Annotated in this window: 22 protein-coding genes and 1 tRNA gene; 17 read left to right on the top strand and 6 right to left on the bottom strand. The window is 62.0% G+C overall.

The genetic code is table 11. The annotated features are described in order from the left end of the window. Window positions 1-52 precede the first annotated feature (52 nt). Window positions 53-1855, top strand: coding sequence for a translation elongation factor 4 (gene lepA, locus AAC071_RS08090; protein WP_339831529.1), 1803 nt, complete (start codon window positions 53-55; stop codon window positions 1853-1855). Window positions 1856-1957: 102 nt separating this feature from the next. Here the strand turns inward: lepA and AAC071_RS08085 are convergent, their stop codons facing one another. Next, on the bottom strand, window positions 1958-2254 hold the full coding sequence (locus tag AAC071_RS08085) for a hypothetical protein (protein WP_339831528.1): 297 nt from the start codon (window positions 2252-2254) through the stop codon (window positions 1958-1960). A 193-nt stretch (window positions 2255-2447) separates the two neighbouring features. Here AAC071_RS08085 and AAC071_RS08080 point away from each other — a divergent pair. After that, a tRNA-Ser gene (locus AAC071_RS08080) sits at window positions 2448-2537 on the top strand. 200 nt (window positions 2538-2737) lie between these two features. On the opposite strand, the gene AAC071_RS08075 is transcribed toward AAC071_RS08080, so the two are convergent. Beyond that, on the bottom strand, window positions 2738-3316 hold the full coding sequence (locus tag AAC071_RS08075) for a TadE/TadG family type IV pilus assembly protein (RefSeq protein ID WP_339831526.1): 579 nt from the start codon (window positions 3314-3316) through the stop codon (window positions 2738-2740). Window positions 3317-3329: 13 nt separating this feature from the next. Then, on the bottom strand, window positions 3330-3821 hold the full coding sequence (locus tag AAC071_RS08070) for a TadE/TadG family type IV pilus assembly protein (protein ID WP_339831525.1): 492 nt from the start codon (window positions 3819-3821) through the stop codon (window positions 3330-3332). A 367-nt stretch (window positions 3822-4188) separates the two neighbouring features. On the opposite strand from AAC071_RS08070, the gene AAC071_RS08065 reads away from it, so the two are divergent. Further along, window positions 4189-5442 carry a VWA domain-containing protein gene (locus AAC071_RS08065; RefSeq protein ID WP_339831524.1) on the top strand — a complete coding sequence of 418 codons (1254 nt, stop codon included), beginning with the start codon at window positions 4189-4191 and terminating at the stop codon, window positions 5440-5442. Between the two features lie 94 nt (window positions 5443-5536). Here the strand turns inward: AAC071_RS08065 and AAC071_RS08060 are convergent, their stop codons facing one another. Then, window positions 5537-6037 (bottom strand): pilus assembly protein N-terminal domain-containing protein, encoded by a 501-nt coding sequence (locus AAC071_RS08060; RefSeq protein WP_339831523.1) that lies wholly within the window; start codon window positions 6035-6037, stop codon window positions 5537-5539. Window positions 6038-6217: 180 nt separating this feature from the next. Between AAC071_RS08060 and AAC071_RS08055 the strand changes: the two genes are divergently transcribed. The 10 genes from AAC071_RS08055 (at window position 6218) to AAC071_RS08010 (ending at window position 16051) form a co-directional block, all read left to right on the top strand. After that, window positions 6218-6970 carry a Crp/Fnr family transcriptional regulator gene (locus tag AAC071_RS08055; protein WP_339831521.1) on the top strand — a complete coding sequence of 251 codons (753 nt, stop codon included), beginning with the start codon at window positions 6218-6220 and terminating at the stop codon, window positions 6968-6970. A 376-nt stretch (window positions 6971-7346) separates the two neighbouring features. Continuing rightward, on the top strand, window positions 7347-7511 hold the full coding sequence (locus AAC071_RS08050) for a Flp family type IVb pilin (RefSeq protein ID WP_339831520.1): 165 nt from the start codon (window positions 7347-7349) through the stop codon (window positions 7509-7511). Between the two features lie 293 nt (window positions 7512-7804). Further along, complete coding sequence (locus AAC071_RS08045) at window positions 7805-8305, top strand: prepilin peptidase (RefSeq protein ID WP_339831695.1); 501 nt, start codon at window positions 7805-7807, stop codon at window positions 8303-8305. A 45-nt stretch (window positions 8306-8350) separates the two neighbouring features. Further along, window positions 8351-9106 (top strand): Flp pilus assembly protein CpaB, encoded by a 756-nt coding sequence (gene cpaB / locus AAC071_RS08040; RefSeq protein ID WP_339831519.1) that lies wholly within the window; start codon window positions 8351-8353, stop codon window positions 9104-9106. 16 nt (window positions 9107-9122) lie between these two features. Beyond that, a complete protein-coding gene (locus AAC071_RS08035) occupies window positions 9123-10565 on the top strand; it encodes a type II and III secretion system protein family protein (protein WP_339831518.1) in 1443 nt (480 codons plus the stop codon). Between the two features lie 26 nt (window positions 10566-10591). Then, window positions 10592-11284, top strand: coding sequence for a CpaD family pilus assembly protein (locus AAC071_RS08030; protein WP_339831516.1), 693 nt, complete (start codon window positions 10592-10594; stop codon window positions 11282-11284). Beyond that, the gene (locus AAC071_RS08025) at window positions 11281-12606 is read left to right on the top strand and encodes an AAA family ATPase (RefSeq protein ID WP_339831515.1); all 1326 of its coding nucleotides are present in this window, start codon (window positions 11281-11283) and stop codon (window positions 12604-12606) included. The genes AAC071_RS08030 and AAC071_RS08025 overlap by 4 nt, the downstream gene beginning before the upstream one ends. A 62-nt stretch (window positions 12607-12668) precedes the next feature. Beyond that, window positions 12669-14075 (top strand): CpaF family protein, encoded by a 1407-nt coding sequence (locus tag AAC071_RS08020; RefSeq protein WP_339831692.1) that lies wholly within the window; start codon window positions 12669-12671, stop codon window positions 14073-14075. Window positions 14076-14090: 15 nt separating this feature from the next. Then, window positions 14091-15077, top strand: coding sequence for a type II secretion system F family protein (locus tag AAC071_RS08015; protein ID WP_339831514.1), 987 nt, complete (start codon window positions 14091-14093; stop codon window positions 15075-15077). Window positions 15078-15085: 8 nt separating this feature from the next. Then, on the top strand, window positions 15086-16051 hold the full coding sequence (locus AAC071_RS08010) for a type II secretion system F family protein (protein WP_339831513.1): 966 nt from the start codon (window positions 15086-15088) through the stop codon (window positions 16049-16051). A 97-nt stretch (window positions 16052-16148) separates the two neighbouring features. Here the strand turns inward: AAC071_RS08010 and AAC071_RS08005 are convergent, their stop codons facing one another. After that, on the bottom strand, window positions 16149-17096 hold the full coding sequence (locus tag AAC071_RS08005) for a tetratricopeptide repeat protein (protein WP_339831512.1): 948 nt from the start codon (window positions 17094-17096) through the stop codon (window positions 16149-16151). Window positions 17097-17255: 159 nt separating this feature from the next. On the opposite strand from AAC071_RS08005, the gene AAC071_RS08000 reads away from it, so the two are divergent. Then, window positions 17256-18395 (top strand): TAXI family TRAP transporter solute-binding subunit, encoded by a 1140-nt coding sequence (locus AAC071_RS08000; RefSeq protein WP_339831511.1) that lies wholly within the window; start codon window positions 17256-17258, stop codon window positions 18393-18395. On the opposite strand, the gene AAC071_RS07995 is transcribed toward AAC071_RS08000, so the two are convergent. Then, window positions 18392-19066: a glutathione S-transferase family protein gene (locus AAC071_RS07995; protein ID WP_339831509.1), complete on the bottom strand. Its 675-nt coding sequence runs from the start codon at window positions 19064-19066 to the stop codon at window positions 18392-18394. The genes AAC071_RS08000 and AAC071_RS07995 overlap by 4 nt on opposite strands. A gap of 123 nt (window positions 19067-19189) precedes the next feature. On the opposite strand from AAC071_RS07995, the gene AAC071_RS07990 reads away from it, so the two are divergent. From AAC071_RS07990 to AAC071_RS07980, 3 genes are all read left to right on the top strand, one after another. Next, on the top strand, window positions 19190-20566 hold the full coding sequence (locus AAC071_RS07990; RefSeq protein ID WP_339831507.1) for a leucyl aminopeptidase family protein: 1377 nt from the start codon (window positions 19190-19192) through the stop codon (window positions 20564-20566). Between the two features lie 105 nt (window positions 20567-20671). Beyond that, complete coding sequence (locus tag AAC071_RS07985; RefSeq protein ID WP_339831505.1) at window positions 20672-21043, top strand: MarR family winged helix-turn-helix transcriptional regulator; 372 nt, start codon at window positions 20672-20674, stop codon at window positions 21041-21043. Further along, window positions 21040-21909 carry a C40 family peptidase gene (locus AAC071_RS07980; protein WP_339831503.1) on the top strand — a complete coding sequence of 290 codons (870 nt, stop codon included), beginning with the start codon at window positions 21040-21042 and terminating at the stop codon, window positions 21907-21909. Before AAC071_RS07985 ends, AAC071_RS07980 begins: the two co-directional genes overlap by 4 nt. Window positions 21910-21912: the final 3 nt, after the last annotated feature.

Here is a 21912-nt window from a genome sequence, read left to right as displayed (position 1 = left end):
CCAATGCTATATGGCGGACGCCCAAGCGCGCCCCTAGCCCCTTTCAGGCCAAATGACCGACCTTTCCCATATCCGCAATTTCTCGATCATCGCCCATATCGACCACGGCAAATCGACCCTTGCCGACCGGTTGATCCAGCTCTGTGGCGGGCTGCAAGCGCGCGAAATGAAGGAGCAGGTGCTCGATTCGATGGATATCGAGCGCGAGCGCGGCATCACCATCAAGGCCCAGACGGTTCGCCTCGAATACAAGGCCGCCAATGGCGAAGTCTACGAGCTGAATCTGATCGACACGCCCGGCCATGTCGACTTTGCCTATGAGGTCAACCGCTCGCTGGCGGCCTGTGAAGGTTCGCTACTTGTGGTCGATGCGAGCCAGGGCGTCGAGGCGCAGACGCTGGCCAACGTCTATCACGCACTCGACGTCAATCACGAGATCGTGCCGGTGCTCAACAAGATCGACCTGCCGGCGGCGGAGCCTGCAAAGACGCGCCAGCAGATAGAGGACGTGATCGGCCTCGATGCATCGGAAGCGGTGGAGATTTCCGCAAAAAGCGGCATCGGCATCCCGGACGTGCTCGAAGCGATCGTCAACCGTTTGCCGCCCCCGAAGGGCGACCTTTCCGCGCCGTTGAAGGCGATGCTGGTCGACAGCTGGTATGATGCCTATCTCGGCGTCGTCGTGCTGGTGCGCATCATCGACGGTGAGATGAAGAAGGGGCAGCGCATCAAGATGATGGGCACGGGCGGGGCCTACACGATCGACAATGTTGGCATCTTCCGCCCGAAGAAGGAAGCCGTCGCGCGGCTGACACCCGGCGAGATCGGCTTTTTCACGGCCTCGATCAAGGAGGTGGCCGACACCCGCGTCGGTGACACGGTGACGGATGAAAAGCGCCCATGTGCCAAGGCGCTGGCCGGCTTCAAGCCGGCGCAGCCGGTCGTTTTCTGCGGTCTCTTTCCGGTCGATGCCGCCGAGTTCGAGGATCTGCGCGAGGCGATGGGCAAGCTCCGCCTCAACGATGCGAGCTTCGAGTTCGAGATGGAAACCTCAGCCGCGCTGGGTTTCGGCTTTCGCTGCGGCTTTCTGGGCCTTCTGCATCTCGAAATCATTCGCGAGCGTCTCGAACGCGAATTCAACATCGACCTCATCACCACCGCGCCGTCGGTCATCTATCAGCTTCATATGACCGATGGGTCGATTGCCGAGATGCACAACCCGGCCGACATGCCGGATGTGATGAAGATCGACCATATCGAGGAGCCCTGGATTCGCGCGACGATTCTGGTGCCCGACGAGTTCCTGGGCGCGGTGCTCAAGCTCTGCGAAGACAGGCGCGGACACCAGATCGATCTGACCTATGCCGGCTCGCGCGCCATGCTGGTCTACCGCCTGCCCCTGAACGAAGTCGTGCTCGATTTCTACGACCGGTTGAAATCGGTCAGCCGCGGCTATGCGAGTTTCGACTACCAGATCGAAGGCTACGAGCCCGGCGAACTGGTCAAGATGTCGATCCTGGTCAATGACGAGCCGGTCGACGCGCTGGCGACTATCGTGCACAGGAGCCGCGCCGAACAGCGCGGCCGCGTGATGTGCGAGAAGCTGAAGGAATTGATCCCGAAACACCTCTTCAAGATCCCGATCCAGGCGGCGATCGGCGGGCGCATCATCGCGCGCGAGACCATCGCAGCCATGCGCAAGGATGTGACCGCGAAATGTTATGGCGGCGACGTCAGCCGCAAGCGCAAGCTGCTCGACAAGCAGAAAGAGGGCAAGAAGAAGATGCGCCAGTTCGGCCGCGTCGAAATCCCTCAGGACGCCTTCATCTCGGCGCTGAAGATGGACGCCAACTGACCCGGCCTTTCAGCCCGGCGCCATGGCCGGGTCCTGGACAGCGAAAAGCCGTCCGGACGAGTGGGTCCGGACGGCTCTTTGTTTTGGACTGTATAGACGAAATCAGTCCGCGCGGCGCAGAAGTGCCAGAAGGCCGGCCAGCACAACGCCGATGACGCCAAGCACCGCCCAGGACGGGTAGCTCATGGCGGTCTTCAGCGGTTCGACAAGGCCCTCCGGCGCGCCGGAGTCGATCCATCCCGCAAACCAGTCATGGCTGCCCTGATTGATCAGGATCCACAGATCGCTGAAGGAACGCATCTTGACCGCGCCCTCTTCGAGCGACAGCAAGGCATCCGAACCCAGCGCCATCAAGGCAGCGATGATGAAAAGAAGTCCGATCAGACGAAACACAACCATGGCGCGAGCCCCCCAGCCCAATCTCGGCGGTTAAAAACAGCGTCGGGAACGGTAACCGGATCGAGTGTGCCAAACAAGCACAGTGATGAAAACTTCCATGGCATATCAAGGCCCTAATGGACGTATGCCAGTTGATTCAGGGCCCCCGTTGCGTATAGTGCCGGCCGCTGCCGCCGGATATTCAGGTGTTGCAGGAGGGGTGGCCGAGTGGCTGAAGGCGCACGCTTGGAAAGCGTGTATGCGGGAAACCGTATCGAGGGTTCGAATCCCTCTCCCTCCGCCAGCCGGATTATGACGTAAAATCAGATGTTTAGCGAGTTCGGACGTGGATCGCTGCCGGCTCGGCCGCACCGACGACGGGTGCTCCGATCTGGCCCGATCATCGGCGGCGTGCAAGCACCCGCAATACCGTCGGACACAGATGCGGCAGATTTGCTACAGCGCTTCGGGAAATATGGTTAACAAGCTGCCGCAGCGGCGAAATCAGTTCGTGCGACTGATCTGGGTCGCCCGGCGCGGCTTCATATAGGCAGTCTCGGTGAATTCGACGGTACCCGCGACCATCTCGCCGATTGGCGAGGCATAGCCATAGGCGGTTTCGACGAAGACCACGCTCGATCCAGGCGTCGTCAGCCCGGCCGGCAGCGTCACCGTCGAACCCACGGCACGCGGCGAAATCTGGAACCCGTCGCTCCAGGCGACCTGGGCGACATTCTGGGCATTGGCCACGACGCTGCTGATGCGCACGGTCAGGGGCGCCGTGCTGAAGGGCTGAAGGATGGTGGCGCTTGCGGCAAAGATATCGGCGATGTCGGAATCGTTGAGCGACGCCGCCTGAGCGGTCAGGTCGGCCGCCGTATAGGCGACGGCGGTCACCCGCCGGTTGGCGACAAGCATGTTTGTCATCTCGATGCCGCCGAAATAAAACGCGATCATCAGCGGCAGGATCAGCGCGAACTCGACGGCAGCGAGACCCTTGTAATCATGGATGAAGCGATGCAGCGGCGATATCGCGCCGCGCTTTTCCGCTTTTTCTCCGACTACGTTTGATCGCTCGTGCATGACGATCCCGTCTTCAACTGCCCGACGACAGCATGTCGCCGAACGGCTCGTTGCGAAACGCCACGCTGGCCGCAATCAGGCGTCCGCCGCCTTCAAGATTGGAAAGTCCGATGCTGCCCGGGCTCATCACGCCCCATGAATAATAGGCACGCACCACCACAATGTCGCCCGACCCACCTGGCTGAAACTGCGTGTCGCCGGACGGATTGCCGTCCTCGTCGATCAGGGGAAGGAAGCTGACGCCGCCGAAGGAACTGAAGTTCCGTACATCGATATAGAGGCCGCCCTCACAATCGCTGATCAGGGTCACCTGGTCGCAGATCATCGCCTTGAAATCGCCGGCGGAAAGGCCTGCCGCCTGAACTTGCCCTGTCCGCACCAGCCGGCCGGCATTGGCCACCACACTGTCAAGGTTCGACGTTGCAAAATAGACGATGCAGGTTTCGATCATCGCGAACAGAAGGGCAAAAAAGGGAATTGCAAGCAGGCTGAATTCGACGGCCACGCTACCGCTTTCGTCCCGGCGCCACCGGCACCGGTTACGGGCGTTTGGTTTGCTTGTCCGGTCCATCTGCGGTCCTCACATCGGCGAACCCCGCCGAGCCAACCCTCTTGATAGCTCTGCGCCGTTACCAAAGTGTAAGCGTTTGCGCATTAACCATGCCGCTTCATGTCTCCTTAACAACGCAGGCACTAGAAATGAGTAACGATCAGGCGCCCGGACAATGGTTCCGCTGCGTTTGACGGGTAATGCCGTTCAGGTGGTTCAGATGGACACAGCCGCACAACGCGACACTGCCGATCTGGGGGCATTCGGGCTTCTGCGCCGTTTCGTAGGTCGATGGGCGGCCGACCGCCGGGGAAATTTCGCAATGATCTTCGCGATTGCCCTGATCCCCATAGCCGCCGCGGCCGGCGCGGCCGTCGATATTTCGCGCGCCTACATCGTCGAGACGCGGCTTGCTTCGGCGCTGGACGCTGCCGCCCTCGCCGTCGGCACGGCCAGCGGTATGACGGCCGAGGAGGTTCAGGCGCTCGCGCAGGCCTATTTCGATGCCAACTACCCCGCCAGCAAGCTTGGCGTACCGGGTACCATCTCGGTCGCCGACAGCCAGACAACCGTCGACATTTCGGTATCGGCCGATCTGCCGACAACGATCATGGGTATTGTCGGCATCGACACGTTGAAGATCGGCGCCACTTCGCAAGTGATGCGACATGGCAAGAAGCTCGAGGTCGTCCTGGTACTCGACAACACCGGATCGATGAACTCCGGTGGCCGACTGACGGTTCTGAAGTCGGCGGCAAAGGATCTGATCACGACCGTTTCTGCGGCGGCCGTCAGTCCGGGTGATGTGCGGATCGGCATCGTTCCGTTCACGGTCGACGTCAATGTGGGTCCGAGTCAGGTAAATGAACCCTGGCTCAAATGGTCGTGGGATCTTCCGACCCAGTCTTGCGGATGGCAGGGAAAGGGAAAGAACAAGAACTGGGTATGCGAGCAGGATACGCGCAGCGTTTCAAAGAGCAGCTGGAAGGGCTGCGTGATCGACCGCGATCAGGACTATGACGTATCGATCGCCGCACCGGTTTCCGGAAGCGACGCGACGCTCTTTCCCGCCAATCAGAACGATCCCTACAATGGATACTGCGGTTTGCGTCCCATTGTACCGCTCTCGACCGACTGGAACATGCTCCGCAACGAGATCGATGCGATGGTCGCAGGCGGCGCGACGAACACGACGATTGGCTTCGTCTGGGGCTGGCAGATGCTGACGCATGGTGCGGTGCTGTCGAATGCCGCTGCCGCCGACCCGGATGAGCTCGACAAGGTCATGGTCTACATGACCGATGGCGTGAATACCTACTACCGGGAAGGAATTGGTTCGTGCAACGGGAGTTCGCATTGCTCGGGCGTCGATGTGCGGACGGAGATGGTTTGCGATGCGATCAAGCAAACCGGGATCACCGTCTATACGGTGCGCTTGATCAACGGCAACGCATCTCTGTTGCAGAACTGTGCGACCCATCCGAGTATGTATTACAATGTTAATACGGCCGATGAGTTGACCGATGTCTTCAAGTCGATCGCACAGGCATTGTCGAATCTGCGTCTGACCAAATAGGCGCTCGGCCCGACCAGTCGCCGGGGTAACGGCCAGGCAAGGAAAAAGCCGCTCTGAAGGAGCGGCTTTCTTTTTGACGTTGACCGACAGGCCCCTAGTACAGGGGCCCGCCGGCAGAAGGCGCACTGGCGCCGGGTGAACCGCTGGCGGCGGCCGCGTCGCTCCGCTGCTTCATGAGCACGTCGAAGGTTTCCGGATCGTCGCCAAGGTCCGGAACGCGCTCGCAACGGGGCGTGCAATTGTAGGAAACCTGGCCGGCCCCGCGCGTCAGCGTTACCGCAGACCTGTTCTGCGACACAACGCTGACATTGAGGTCAAGCATCGGCTTTCCATCGGCATCCATCGCGACGAGATTGGTGCGGCCATAGGCCTTGCCCATTACATAGACGAGGTTCGCACTTTCGATGGTGATATCGGCGACGGCCGGATTGCCAACCATCACCGTTGCAACCGGCCTGGGCAGGTGCAACGCCTTCGACTTGTTCATCTCGACGAGAAAGTCAGACGCGTGCGCGCCGCCAGCGGCCAGCGCCGCCAGTCCGATTCCGAGTGCCGCCGCGCGGGTGGCACGCTTGAGTCGATCTCTTGCAACCATGTTCCGGTCCATCTTCTCGAAGGTGAGGCAACCGTTACGGTCGTCCTTGCCAAAACACTACCGGCAAGGAATGAACGATCTGTTGACCGCAGAAATGCGGAGAGCCCTCTTTAACGGGCAATTAAAGAGGGCTCTCTAGGCTGTCGCCGATTGTGGAAGATCGAGCCAGAGGAGTGGTGCATGGCAGGTGCGGTGCGAAGCGGGCAGGACGCATCGGCAAGCGCGCCCCATTCCCTGTCGAGCATACGGATTTTCGCGGGCCTGGCACCGCGCGAACTGGCGCTTCTGGCCGCGGAATGTGACTGGCGAACTGTCGCAAAGGACGAGATCGTCGTGAACACGGCGCAGAGCGGCGAAGCCGGCGGTGTGATGTTCGTCGTCAGCGGTACTGTCCGCCTGGCACGCATTTCCGGCCTGGCCGGCCGTGTCGCCTACAAGGATGTGGGCGCCGGCGGCCAGTTCGGCGAAATGTCGGTGTTCGGCATCGCTGAATCCGACCTCACGGTCATCGCGCGAGAAGACGGACTTGTCGCAACGATGAAAGAAGATCGTTTCGCCGAATTGCTTTCCCGCGAAGAATCTGTTTCCCGTGCGCTGCTCTGTCAATATGCGCGACTGCTGCGCGGGCAGGAAGCGATGGGCCCGTCCTCGGTCTCGGCAGGCGACGGGGCAGTGGAGGGTACCGGCGCCCAGCGTCTCTATATCGAGCTTCTCGCATTGGCCGAGCCACATGTCGACAAGAACGGCAAGGATGCGCTGCTGATCGCCCGCCTGCCACGGCATCGCATCCTGGCGGACCGCATCTCGACGACGGAAGAGGCTGTTGCCCGCGCCATAGCGGAACTGGTACGCAGCGGTATCGCCGAGCGCGATTACCCCGGTCTCGTCATCAGGGATGAAGCCGCCCTTCGCGGCCTCGCCGGTGCCGACTAGTCGGATCCAGGCAATTCCGGTTGCACGACGGGCTGGCGCGGTTCCACCGGCCGGCGCCGTTCCCTGATGATCTCAAGGCTGCGAGAGCGGGCCGTTAACCGACGAGTAACGATACTCCAATTTGCCGCGACTGATCGGGCGGAGACGGAATAGCGGTCTCTACCGCCTGCTTTATTGTCCACCAAGTAAAATGGAAATCTATAGTTCATATAGTCCGATTTATTATACAACTTGTCTGAAATGGACTGTAATCATTAGCGTTTGGGTAAGATTGGCCCCCTAAGCTGCTCGTCAGTCCGAAAGGGCGCCCTGCCGCCGCTTGCCGGCGGACAAGGGTTGGTGCTGTCGACAGTCAATGGTGTAAGGAGGCTTATTCATGAGCCAGTTTCTGAAGTCGTTCGTCAAAGACGAGTCCGGTGCGACCGCGATCGAATATGGTCTGATCGCTGCCGGCATCTCCGTGGTCATCATCACGGCCGTGGGCCTGATCGGCGATGGCCTCACGGCCCGCTTCGACGAAATCGCGGCTGCGCTCGAGTAAGAGTGCAGTTCGGGAATGGGTTCCGGCAGTCTTGCCGGGGCCGTCTTCCAAGAGCGAGCCGCCAGACGCCTTGCCGGGTCTGGCGGCTTTCTTGTGCCTTCCATCGGCCCAACGCCGGGCCGGTATTTCTTTGGCAAATCATCGTTCTGCGGCCTGTCGCAGGCCGATCTTTACCTCAAATTTACGGTCCCCGATCACTATCCGAAGGTACAGACGGACGCCTTGTCCGTCGGCACCGGCTCCATGTGGAGCGCAAGGCAAACTCGGGGAAACGGGCAAATTCCGTGTTGAACATGTTTCCGCTCGCCGTCTTTTCCATCGCCATGATCTTTGGCGCATTGTGGGATTTGACGACGATGACCATACCGAACCGCCTGACGATTGCGCTTGTCGCAGCCTTCGTGCTGATGGCGCCGTTGGTCGGCCTGTCGCTTCAGCAGATAGGCCTGCACATGGCGGCCGGTGTGGCGATGCTTCTCGTCGGCATGGTTCTCTTTGGACTTGGCTGGATTGGCGGAGGCGACGCGAAGTTTGTTGCCGCGGTGGCACTCTGGATCGGCTGGCAGGATCTTCTGGCTTATCTCCTGATCGCGGCGCTTGCCGGCGGCGCCCTGACATTGGCGCTGCTCTTCCTGCGTCGCCTGCCATTGCCGGAACTGCTCTGGCGGCGAGCCTGGATCGCGCGTCTGCACGACCAGTCCGCCGGCGTTCCCTATGGCATTGCGCTCGCCACGGCTGGATTGATTGTTTTGCCGCGCACGATCTGGATCGAACTGGCGGCCTCGGCCGCATGAGAATGACGCAGACGCGCTTGTCTGCATGATGAAAGGAACGGGCAAGTGAACGCCGCACGCATTGGAGTTCTGGTTCTGGCGCTGGTCGCCGCGGGCCTCGCGGCGTTTCTGGCGCGTGGGCTTGTATCCTCGGGCAAGGACGCGCCGGTCGAAACGAAGGTCGTCGAAGAGCCGACGACCGAAGTTCTGGTGGCCGTTCAGAACATGGAAGTCGGACAGCGCATTCGAAAATCGGATCTGCGCTGGCAGCGCTGGCCCGAAACATCGCTCAACGGCGCCTATATCACACAATCGGCGAGGCCCATGGCGATGGACGACTATGACGGCGCCGTCGTGCGTTCATCCATTCTGGGGGGTGAACCTGTGACCGCCGACAAGCTCGTGTCCCTGACCGGAGCAGGTTTCATGTCGGCGCTGATCGCGCCGGGTATGCGGGCCACCGCCATCCGGATTACGCCGGAGACGAGCGCCGGTGGTTTCGTTCTTCCCAATGACCGGGTCGACATTGTCGACGTTCAGCGCGGCCAGACAATCCTGCGCAACGTGCGGGTGCTGGCGATCGATCAACGCTTCAATGAAAAGGCCGGCGAGCAGGTCGCAGTCGGCAAGACGGCGACGCTCGAGCTCACACCAGCTCAGGTCGAACTGGTGGCAGTTGCCGAAGCCGAGGGCCGTCTGGCTCTCTCGCTGCGCAGCATGGGCGACGAAGGCCGGGCCGACGAGGCGTTGCAGGCGGGCGAAGGTGGGTCGGTTGTCAAGGTTGTGCGTTACGGCACGGCGCAGACGGTCCGTGTGAGGTAGGACGATGATGTCAGGCATGAACACGTTCCTCGAATGGCGACATCTGAAGCGTCTGCTTTGGGCCTCGCTCTGTGCGCTGGTACTGGTCTCGGGACCGACCGAAAGTGCAACCGCCAACGACGCACGCCTGGTCAAGATAGACCAGGGCGGCATTGGCAAAGGCTCACGGAGTATCGTTCTCGGCCTGAACAAGGCGGCGATTGTCGAGTTGCCCGTGGCGGCACGCGATGTCCTGGTTTCCAATCCTGCCATTGTCGACGCGGTTGTGCGTACCAACAAACGCACTTATCTGATCGGCATGGCCGTTGGCCAGACAAATGCCTTCTTCTTCAATGAGGCTGGACAGCAGATCCTGAATCTCGAAATTCAGGTGGCGCGCGATCTGACAGGGTTGCGTGAAACCCTGCGTCAGTACTTTCCGAAATCACGCATCGACGTGCAGGCCGTGAACGACCATGTTGTTCTTTCCGGAATGGTCGCCAATGCGTCGGAAGCAAGCAAAGCGCACGATCTGGCCGCTCGCTATATCGGCAGCGAGATGGAGCAGGTGCTCAACATGCTGGGCATCGAGGGCAAGGAGCAGGTGATGCTCAAGGTGACGGTTGCCGAAATGCAGCGCACTGTCATCAAGCAGCTCGGCGTCGATCTGTCGACCGCAGCGAACTTCGGCGATTTCGCGCTGCGTCTTGCGACTTCCAATGCCTTCAGCCTTCAGGGGCAGTCACTGGGCGGGCTCTCGACCAATGGAACGCAACTTAGCGGCAGTGACGGCTCGATCGGCACGGCGATCCGCGCGCTTGAACGGACGGGCGTGCTGCGCACGCTGGCCGAACCCAATCTGACGGCGATTTCGGGCGAGTCGGCAAAGTTTTTGGCCGGCGGCGAATTCCCCGTTCCGACCTCCCGTGACCAGAATGGCAATATCCAGCTCGAGTTCAAGCCTTTCGGTGTCGGCCTCAGCTTCACGCCGGTCGTGCTGAGCGAAGGCCGCATCAGTCTCAGAATATCGACCGAGGTCAGCGAGCTGTCCGCGGAAGGTGCCTTCCTCCTCCAAGGCTCCAACAGCGACGGCGTTACGGTGCCGGCCTTGAAGGTGCGCCGCGCCGAAACGACCCTTGAACTGCCGAGCGGCGGGTCGATCGTGATGGCGGGTCTGCTCTCGGATTCGACGCGTCAGAACATAGATGGCGTGCCGGGTGCCATGGACGTACCGGTGCTGGGTCAGCTTTTCCGCAGCCGCGACTATCAGAAGAATGAGACTGAACTGGTGGTCATCGTGACGCCCTATCTCGTCGATCCGACGTCCCGCGACAAGCTGGCGCTGCCGACCGACGGCTTTGCACCGGCAAGCGATCTCGACACCATCCTGATGGGGCGTCTCAACGCGACCTACGGGGCGCGAGGCGCGGCGCCGTCGGACAAGGCGTTGCAGGGCCCGGTCGGATTCATCGTGGATTGATGGGTGGACCGAAGAGGAAAATGACAATGAACATCAGCAGGTCCTTTCAAAAAGCTCTTCTCGTGGCCTTCGCCTTGGGCCTTTCGGCCTGTGGCGGATTCAACGGCGCCGATCAGGCGCAATACGATGTCAGCCGCGTCCACCCGATCTCGGTGTTGTCGGATGTTGCGACGCTCAATATTGACATCCCGCCAGGCCAGCCTGGCCTGACAGCCGCGGATCGCGTCGCTGTTGCCGGTTTTGCTGGGGACTACCGCGCACGCGGTCATGGGCCGCTAACGATTTCCACGCCATCCGGCTCGCCGAATGCAGGATCGGCCACGGCTGTGCTCGCCGATGTACGCGACGCGTTGGCCGAGCGCGGCGTCTCCGGCGATGCTCTGGCCTATACGCCTTACAGCGCCTCCGCCGGAGACCGGTCGGCGCCGCTGATCCTTTCCTTCAAGCGATATGTGGCTCAGGCGAGCAATTGTGGCGACTGGTCGAAAAGCCTGACCGCAGACTACGCCAACGTGCCGCCGCCGAATTTTGGCTGCGCCACCCAGAACAATCTGGCAGCAATGATCGCCGATCCGGCCGATCTGCTGAAAGCCCGTGAAATGACGCCGGCGGATGCCGATCGTCGTAATACGGTGCTTGAGAAGTATCGCCAGGGCGAATCGACGGCGACCGCCCGGTCCGATCAGGATTCCGGCGCTGTGAGCAAGGTGGACCAATGACAAACGCCGCGCAGAAAGAAATCATCGACGAAGCGCCGCCGATGGCGGACACACCGGCTCGACCCGGTCCGGCGGCTCCGATTGCAGCGGTTTCCGGCGACAACGATGGGTCGACGGTGATGAAGCCGGTGCCGCGTATCACTATTCATGCGTTTTGCGAGCAGCCGTCGTCGGGCAGCGCGATTCAGCGCGCCGGAGAGGACCGCCGCCTTTCCAAGGCGCATCTGACCGTTCACATGGGCGGTATCCCCGCAGCTATCGAGCAATATCGGCAGTCGCCGACTCCGAATCTCATCATGGTGGAGGCCCGCGCCGGCGGGCCGGAGCTGTTTGCGCAACTGGGCGAGCTTGCGGAAGTCTGTGATGCTGGCACCAAGGTGGTCGTTATCGGCCACATGAATGATGTTTCGCTTTATCGCGAGATGATCCGTCAAGGTGTCAACGAATATCTCGTCGCACCATTGCATCCCATGACTGTCATCGAGGCGGTGTCCCGTCTCTATATCGATCCCGACGCGCCACCCATCGGCCGCACGATTGCCTTTGTCGGCGCAAAGGGAGGGACCGGGTCCAGCACGCTTGCACACAATATCGGCTGGTGCATATCGGCTGGTATGGACGAGGACGTCATCATTGCCGATCTCGATCTTCCTTTCGGTACGGCGGGGCTCGACTTCAATCAGGATCCGGCCCAAGGCATCGCGGACGCGCTGACCGCCCCCGAGCGACTTGACGATGTCCTGCTCGATCGGTTGCTCGTCAAATGCACCGACCGTCTGAGTCTTTTCACGGCGCCGGCCGTCCTCGATCGCGATTTCGAGATGGATGGCGACTCCTGTGAAAGTGTTCTTGACGTCGTCCGCGAAGGCGTGCCTTGCGTCATCGTCGATCTGCCGCATGTCTGGGCGCCATGGACCAAGCGCGTACTGCTCGCAGCCGACGAGATTGTCATCACCGCGACGCCAGACCTCGCCAGCTTGCGCAACGCCAAGAGCATGCTCGATTTGACGCGCAATGCGAGGCCGAACGACAACGCCGCCCACATCGTCCTCAATCAGGTCGGAGTTCCCAAACGTCCGGAGATCCCTGTGAAGGATTTCGCGGAAGCGGTTGGCGCAGAACCCACATTGGTGCTGCCCTTCAATCCCGGACTCTTCGGTACCGCGGCCAATAACGGCCAGATGATCGAAGAACTCGATCCGAAGGGAAAGACGGCCGAAGGCCTGCGTTTCCTTGCCGGCCAGCTTAGCGGCCGTGAGCCGCGAATGACAAAGGGCGCGAGGTCGTCCTCGATTTTCAGTTTTCTGTCCCGCAGGGGATGAGCCGGAGGTAATCGCTCGTGTTTGGAAGGCGGAACGAAGGTCAACCGGTCCCGCGCAAGCCTGTGGTGCCACAGCCGGCTGCGGCGCGCGCTGAGACGTCGGCGGCACCTGCTGCCGCTTCGGCGCCTGCTGCCAAATCGCCGGTTGCAAAGCCCGCGGCGGCGAAGCCAACGGCGCGCGCATCCGATCACCGGTCCGAAAACTACTATCAGATCAAGACGACGATCTTCAATGCGTTGATCGACACCATCGATCTCACGCAGTTGGCCCAACTCGATGCCGAGAGCGCGCGCGAGGAAATTCGCGACATCGTCAACGAAATTCTGTCGATCAAGAACGTCGTCATGTCGATCTCCGAGCAGGAGGCCCTGCTTCAGGATATCTGCAACGACGTCCTCGGCTACGGCCCGCTCGAACCCCTGCTGGCGCGCGACGACATCGCCGACATCATGGTCAATGGCTGCGAGCGCACTTTCATAGAAGTGAATGGCAAGGTTGAGTTGACCAATATTCGCTTCCGCGACAACAGTCAGCTGATGAACATCTGTCAGCGCATCGTCAGTCAGGTCGGACGCCGGGTTGACGAATCGAGTCCGATTTGCGACGCGCGACTGCCGGATGGCAGTCGTGTCAACGTCATCGTTCCACCGCTCGCGATCGACGGACCGGCGCTGACCATTCGAAAGTTCCGTCGCGACAAGCTGATGATGAACGATCTGGTTCAGTACAATTCGATCTCGCAGGAGGGCGCCGAAGTCCTCGGCATCATTGGCAAGGTCCGCTGCAACGTCCTGATTTCAGGAGGCACGGGTTCGGGCAAGACGACACTGCTGAACTGCCTTACCGGTTTCATCGAGACAGACGAACGCGTGATTACCTGTGAAGATGCTGCCGAATTGCAGCTCCAGCAGCCTCATGTTGTGCGACTCGAAACGCGCCCGCCGAACCTTGAGGGACAGGGCCAGGTCACCATGACCGAACTCGTGCGCAACTGCCTGCGCATGCGGCCCGAGCGTATCATCGTCGGCGAGGTGCGTGGCCCGGAGGCCTTCGATCTGCTTCAGGCGATGAATACCGGTCATGATGGATCGATGGGAACGCTTCACGCCAACAGTCCGCGTGAAGCCTTGTCGCGTCTTGAAGGCATGATCACGATGGGGGGCTACCAGCTGCCGTCGAAGACAATTCGTGAGATGATCTGCGGATCCATCGATGTGGTAATCCAGGCCGCGCGTCTGCGCGACGGCTCGCGCCGCATCACGCATATCACCGAGGTGCTGGGAACCGAGGGCGACGTCATTATCACGCAGGACCTGTTCGTCTACGAGATGGATGGCGAGGACGAGAACGGCCGCATTATCGGCAAGCACAAGTCGACGGGCATCGCACGGCCGGCATTCTGGGATCGCGCACGATACTATAACCAGCATCACGCTCTGGCGGCGGCGCTCGACCGCGCCCAGGGCTAGCGCGGGGCAGGCGTCATGGATCAGACGACGCTGATGGTTTTCGGGATCGCGATGCTGGCCGCGCTTTGCATTGCGGCGGTCGGTTTCCTGCTTGTCGGCGGAAAGACGGAATCGCAGAAGCGGGTTGCGCGTGTGGCGCGCGGGAATACGGCACGTCTCCCGGCGGTGGAAGGTGATTCGGACAACAACGAAAAGCGTCGAAAGCAGATGCAGGAGACGTTGAAGGGGCTTGAGGAAAAGCAGCAGGAGAAGAAGAGGCGGATCTCGCTTGCAACCCGAATCGAACGAGCCGGCCTCGACATCACGACGCGCACCTTCCATGTGCTGAGCGCCGTTACCGGGACCCTTGCGGTCGGTCTCATGATGCTCTCGGGACTGTCGCTGCCCGTTGCGGCACTTGGTGGCTTTGCGGCCGCGTTCGGCCTGCCCCGATGGGTGCTGTCCTACCTGATCAAGCGGCGGCAGAAGGCCTTTGTCGAGGAATTTGCCAATGCGATCGACGTGATTGTGCGCGGCGTCAAATCGGGGCTGCCGGTCAATGACTGCCTGCGACTGATCTCGACCGAGGCGGCCGAGCCGGTGCGAAGTGAGTTTCAGGGCATTGTCGAAGGTCAGAAGGTGGGTGTGACGCTCGAGCAAAGTCTGGCGCGCATCTATGAGCGCATGCCGCTGGCCGAGGTCAATTTCTTCCAGATCGTTCTTTCGATCCAGCAGAAGACAGGCGGCAATCTGTCAGAGGCGCTGAGCAACTTGTCGAAAGTGCTGCGCGAGCGCAAGAAGATGCGCGGGAAGATTCAGGCCATGTCTCAGGAAGCGAAGGCATCGGCCGGCATCATCGGATCCCTGCCGCCTGGCGTGATGGCCCTGATCTACATCACGACGCCTGACTATATGAGCGTGCTTTTCTCGACGACCATTGGAAACATGATCATTGTCGGTGGTCTTATGTGGATGGGTATCGGCGTCTTCATGATGAAGAAGATGATCGACTTCAAGTTTTAGGACACGCCATGGGCTCGCTCCTTCAGGAGATGTTCAACCTCGAAAACATCGTGATGCTGCTGACGGCGGTCGCGGCATTCGCGACGATTCTGACATTGACGGCGCCCATGCTGGCGAGCGATCGGCTGGGCACGCGCATGAAATATGTCTCGACGGAGCGCGAGGCGATGCGCGCCAAGGCGCGCGAGAGCCTGGCCCAGGAGAAAACCCGCCTGCGGCAGACATCAAAGGGTTTCATCAAGGATGTTGTCGAGCGATTTGCACGCGGCAACGTTCTGGAGAATACGGCGATAAAGGAAAAACTGCGGCAGGCCGGATTTCGCGGACCGGGGCCGATGTACACATTCGTCTTTTTCCGCTTTGTCATGCCGCCGATCCTCTTCGTGCTGACCTTGCTCTATCTGGCCTTCGTCAACGATTTTGGTCTGCCGCCGATGGCGCGGTTTGCGGGCTCCTGCGCGGCGGCCTTTGTCGGCTTCTACGTGCCGAGCCTCTTCGTCGAGAACATCATCGCGCGCCGGCAGGACTCCATTCGCAAGGCATTTCCGGACGCGCTCGATCTTCTGCTGATCTGTGTCGAATCGGGCATGTCGATCGAGGCGGCCTTCCAGAAGGTGGCGACCGAAATCGGTGATCAGTCGGTCGAGCTGGCCGAGGAACTCGGCCTGACGACCGCGGAGCTCTCCTATCTTCAGGAGCGGCGTCAGGCCTATGAGAATCTGGCCGCACGCACGGGATTGCCCGGGGTCAAGGCGGTTGCCACAAGTCTGATTCAGGCCGAGCGCTACGGCACGCCGCTGGGACAGTCGCTACGCGTAATGGCTCAGGAAAACCGGGACATGCGCATGTCTGAAGCCGAGAAGAAGGCAGCGGGCCTGCCGCCAAAGCTCACCGTGCCGATGATCGTCTTCTTTCTGCCTGTTCTGTTCGGCGTCATTCTGGGTCCGGCCATCATCAAGGCGACCGCTGGCTGACGCTTCGGCATGCGCCCGTCCTTCAGGAAAAAGAGCGCCCGCTCCGATCGGAGCGGGCGCTCTTTTCCTTGTTGCGGTCGCGGTCGAGCAGGGAACCTCAGGGAATCGATGTCGTCGTCTCCGGCGGCATCGACAACACGAGATCGGCCGGCGCAATGTTGCGCCTCGACTGCCTCTCAGCCGGTGCGGGGTTCGACGGCCCGTCGATCTCCTTCATCTGCTGCCACAGCGCGGGCTGGGACAGCATGTCGCGAAGATACGCGATATTGCCGTCGGCGACGCTGGCCGGCAGATCGGCACGGGCAAGCCGTGCCGCTTCGTCGAAATTACCCTTGAGGCCGAGAACGATGGCGAGGTTCTGCCGGGCATGGGCTTCGGCGCGCGAATCCGCGACCGCGCGACGCAGCGTCCGCTCGGCCTGGTCGAGATCGCCGCTCAGCGCATAGGAGAGGCCCATATTCGTCAGAACGGACGGATTGTCGGGCGAAAGCGCCAACGCGTCGTTGTAGTGCTTCAGGGCCTGATCGTAGAGCCCCATCTGATCCAGCGCGACGCCGAGAGCGGAGTGAACGGACCAGTCCTTCGGCTCGAGCCGTGCCGCCTCGTTCAGCATCGCAGCGGCCTGATCGGCCCGCCCGCCCGCCGTCAGGGCCTTGCCGTATTCGGCCAGCACGTCGGCATTCGTGTCGTTGGTGATATGGGTCCGCTGCATCACGCTGATGGCCTGCGCCACCGACCCGATTTGCCGCAAGGCGCGCGAATAGTTGACGGCGGAATCGGCGTGATCCGGATCGCGCTCGTATAGCGTGCCCCAATAGGCGGCGGCTGCGACATAATCTTGTGTCTTGACGGACTCGACCGCCGCATTGCGCAGCGCCGGGTCGTCGATGCGGCCCTGCGTCTGCTCCATGGGGCTCTTGCTGGCGGCATCGCTCCCGGTGCTGGCACACCCGCCAACAAGGGCGATGGCCGAACAGAGTGTGGCCGTCGCGAGCCAGCGACGGCCGCGACGGGACGAATGAGGGATATCGACCAGGCTTTTCATCGCATTCGGGTCCCGGTTCGGTCAGGATGATGTGGCGGACCGGCATATCGTGGGTCATGCTCGAACTGATCTTGAGACAGACCCCTCAAGAAAAGATTAATTATAAGAATTGAACGATTTGGCGGATTTGGCGCGCTCTGCGCGCCGCTGGAACGGACCATGGACCCCCGGAAACCGATTGAGAAGATTCACGGAATTATCGGCACTTTGGCGTCCGTGCAGGTGCCGGCCCGACCGCTCCTGCTGGCCCTGGCCTTCGCGCTGGTCTCGGGTTTTGCAGCGCTGCTCTACTGGAACCCGCCGGTGAGTCTGGAGGACGAGCCCGACAAGGTCACATTCTTCCAGATCGGCACCGGCGCCGTGGGCGATGAATATTTTGCGGTGGGCGAGAGACTGGCGGCGGCGATCAGCCGTCCGCCTGGAAGTCCGCGTTGCGAGCGCGGCCTGCCATGTGGCGTGTCGGGTCTTGTGGCGGTGGCGAAGTCGTCGGCCGGGCCGGTTGCCAATGTACGCGCCGTCAGCGTCGGTCACTTCGATTCGGCCATTGTCGCCGCACCGGTCCTGGATCTGGCGACCCGTGCCGAGGCCCCGTTCCGCGGCGAAAAGCCGTTCCGCAATCTGCGGGCAATCGCGGGTGTCTATCGCGAAGCCGTCTATCTTGCCGCGAGTCGCGGCGCCAACATCGGCAGCGTGGCGGATCTGCGCGAGATGCGCGTTTCCGTTGGCCTGCCGGGGTCCGGCACACAGGAGGCGGCCCTGCAGGTTCTGGCAGCCCACGATCTTGGGCGGCGGAGCGTCAGTATCTCGGAACATGACACGGCAACGGCGATTGACCTGATGTTGCGCGGGCAACTCGATGCGCTTTTTATTGTCGACGCATTGCCCTCGCCGATCATTCGCAGTCTCGCCGATCGTGGATCGATCGATATCGTGCCCATTGACAGTGACGATGCGCTGAAGCTGACCGGCCCCAACGCCAATTTCCAGCCGCTTGTGATATCCGAGGGTGTCTTTCGTTTCGTGCCGGAAACGGCAACCCTCAGCGTGTCGATGATCTGGATCGTCAACGAGGACAGCGACGCCGATCTGATTTATGACATCACGCAGGCGCTTTTCCGCCCCGGCAACAGAATGCTGCTCTCGATCGTCAGTATGCCGGGACTTTTGCCGGGCGAACCGGAAGACGTAGCGGCGCGGGCCATCCTGTCCTTGCCGGTTCCGCTTCATGACGGCGCTGCCCGCTACTACCGGGAACAGGGTCTCCTCGATCCCGATCTCGACGAGGATGTCGCCGGCTAGGCCTTGGCCTTTTCTTCGGTTTCCGCGCCGGCAATCCAGTCACGCATCGCCGGCAGCGTCAGCACCGCATCCATATAGGCACGAGCCTGGCCGTCATCGCCGAGAGCTGCCAGATCGACCTCATAGGTCTGAAGGCGTGTGACAACCGGCGCATACATGGCATCCGCGACCGTGAAGTGCCCGAACAGAAATCCCTGATCGCCTGGAATCTGCCGCCCGAACCGTGATCGCAGGTCGCACCACAGTCTCACGACACGTCCGGCATCGGCCAGCGCCTCGTCGGTGTGACCCTGCCCCGGATGACGATCGAGGATCGCCATTGGCATGTCGCGGCGAAGGGCACCGAACCCCGCATGCATCTCCGCGGCGGCCGCGCGCGCGACGGCGCGCATCAGCGCGTCGGCAGGCCACAGTTTGCGCGCCGGGAAGAGGTCGGCGATGGTCTCGCAGATCGCGAGCGAGTCGACGATGGTCTCGCCGCGCCATTTGAGCGCCGGGACGAGACCGGTGGGGGATACAGCCAGAATCGCGGCCTTGGTGTCGGCCCGGCGCAACCGGATGCGGATTTCATCGAAAGGCACACTCGCCTGCCGCATCAGCAGCCAGGGGCGCAGACTCCAGCTCGACCAGTTCTTGTCGCCGATCACGAGTGCGAATTCAGGCGCCGCCATGTCACTCTCCCGATATCCGTGCCCCGGCCGCGTGCACTGCCGTTGCAGCCTCTCTGGCCTCTCTATAAGGTTTCGGCAACGCGAAATCATCTCCTTCTTGCCATTGAGGCGAACAGGCTGGCAGTGCTCGACATATTCATTTCGAACAAGGATGGGGCGGCAACGCCGGTCTGGCAGGTCCGTAGCGGCGAAGTGCAAGACTGGTGCACCAGCCATGCCGGGGCGGCCGCGGCCTGGGTCGGGACGTCGGGCTTCAAGGGCGAGGCCGGCAAGGTGCTGCTGCTGCCGGATGGCTCGGGGGGCCTTGCCGGCGTCCTTCTCGGCCTTGGCGACGGCTCGGACCCCTTGCTGACGGGGGCCCTGCCGGCGGCGCTGCCGCAGGGCGATTATCGGCTGGCAGGTGCGCTGCACGGCGCGCCGGCCGATGCGGCGTTCGGATTCGCGCTCGGCACATATCGCTTCACGCGCTACAGCGGCAGCAAGCGCGACTGGCCGCGTCTCATTCTGCCCGAGGGCGTTAACGGGGAGGAAATCAGCCGAATCGCTGCCGCGACCTTCATGGCGCGCGACCTGATCAACACGCCTGCCGCCGACATGGGGCCAGCCGATCTTGCGGCCGCCGCCGAAGCCGTTGCCGGCGCGCATGGCGCTACATGCGACGTGATCCTTGGCGACGCGTTGCTCGACGCGGACTACCCGATGATCCATGCCGTCGGCCGCGCGTCGACCGTTGCACCGCGATTGATCGACATGCGCTGGGGAAGGGCCGATGCGCCCCGTGTAACGCTTGTCGGCAAGGGCGTCTGCTTCGACACAGGCGGCCTCGATCTCAAGCCCTCAAGCGCCATGCTGCTGATGAAGAAGGACATGGGCGGTGCTGCATGTGTTCTGGCGTTGGCACAACTCGTCATGGCGGCGGGGCTCGATGTCAGGCTGCGTGTCCTGATACCGGCGGTCGAGAACAGCGTCGCCGGCAATGCCTTCCGGCCTGGCGACGTCCTGCAGAGCCGCAAGGGCATCACCGTCGAGATCGGCAATACGGATGCCGAAGGGCGGCTGGTGCTGGCCGATGCGCTGGCCGAGGCCGACAGTGAGGCGCCTGATCTCATCATCGACATGGCAACGCTGACCGGCGCCGCGCGCACGGCGCTCGGGCCCGATTTGCCGCCCTTCTATACCGATGAAGAGGGTCTTGCCGCGGAGATTGCTTCGTCGGCGGCAGCGACGTCCGATCCCGTGTGGCGTATGCCGCTTTGGCGGCCCTATGACGGCTGGCTCGATAGCAAGATTGCCGACGTGAACCATGTCTCGGATGGTCCGTTTGCCGGCTCCGTCACGGCGGCCCTTTTTTTGCGTCGGTTTGTCGAGCGGGCCGCGGCCTATGTCCATTTCGACATCTATGGGTGGGCTCCGAAGGCCAAACCCGGGCGCCCCGTCGGTGGCGAGGCGCAGGGCGTCCGCGCGCTTTATGACCTTCTGAAGCGGCGCTACGGTGCCTGACCGCTTGCCCCGCTTCGAAGCGGCGCTAGACTGATTCGGCTCCGGAACGGATGGGCCTCGGTCTTGCCGGCCCGGAGCGCGAAGATGGCGGTGCGGGGGGGAACGATGCCGGGACTGTCTTTTGGCGAAGACGGCGCATTGAAGCCGGGCGAGGCCCTGTCGCTCTGGCACGACGTCATCCTCCAGTCGGTGCGCCGGGCAGGACCCGATCTTTCATCGAGGCAGCTTGCGATCATGTTTACCGTCTATCTTGATCCGCCCCCGCATACGGTCCGCGGCCTTGCCGCCACGCTCGGCGTTTCGAAGCCGGCCATCACAAGGGCGCTCGATACGCTGGGCAGCCTCGAACTCCTGAAACGTGCACGCGACGACGCCGACCGGCGCAACGTGCTGGTGCAAAGAACGGTCAAGGGCTCGGCCTTCGTGCATGAGTTCGCCGATCTCATCGTCGCCTCTTCGCGAGGCATGGAGACATGAACCGCGAACGCGGGCCCGACCGCAGGCTCAATCCTTATCGCGACGACCTCGCGGCCGCACATTTGCGTGGCGAGGTCAGTGCGGCGCAATTTGCCGAAGGGTCGAACCGTCAGGTCGTTGCGCCGGTGCTCCCGTTGTTGCGGCGCCCCGAAGCAGACGCGCCGATGGATACGCAATTGCTTTTCGGCGAGGTTTTCCGCGTCTATGAGGAGAAGAACGGATGGGCCTGGGGGCAGGCGACACTCGATGACTATGTCGGATATGTCGAAACGAAGGATCTTGCGCCCCGGCCCTCGATGCCGACGCACACGGTTGCAGCACTGCGGACCTTCGCTTATCCGAAACCGGACCTGAAGACGCGGCCGGCCAGGCCATTGCCGATGAACGCCAAGCTGCGAGTCACCGGCGCACGCGGCAATTTCAGCGAGATCGATCGGGGCGGGTGGGTCTTCACGGCGCATCTGGCGCCCATCGGCACGCATGTGCGCGACTATGTGACGGTGGCGGAGGAATTTCTGGGCGTGCCCTATCTATGGGGCGGTCGCGCCAGCACGGGCCTCGACTGTTCGGGGCTGGTACAGGCGGCACTCGAACGTGCCGGTATCTCATCGCTGCGCGACACCGACATGCAGGAAGCGACGCTGGGCGAGGCGCTGCCGGAGCCGATCGACTTCACCAGATTGAAGCGCGGCGATCTGGTCTTCTGGAAAGGGCACGTCGCAATCATGGTCGATGCCGAGCGCATGATTCACGCCAATGCCTTTCACATGATGGTCGCCATCGAGCGGCTTGATGTTGCGATGTCGCGCATCGCGCGCTCCGAGGCCGGCCACGTCACCAGCATCAAGCGGTTTTCCGGTCGCTGACGG

Source organism: uncultured Parvibaculum sp. (assembly GCF_963975745.1).
In the GTDB taxonomy this organism is placed as follows: Bacteria; Pseudomonadota; Alphaproteobacteria; order Parvibaculales; family Parvibaculaceae; genus Parvibaculum.
Note: the sequence above shows the minus strand (reverse complement) of the source record. Positions and strands in the feature narration are given on the sequence as shown.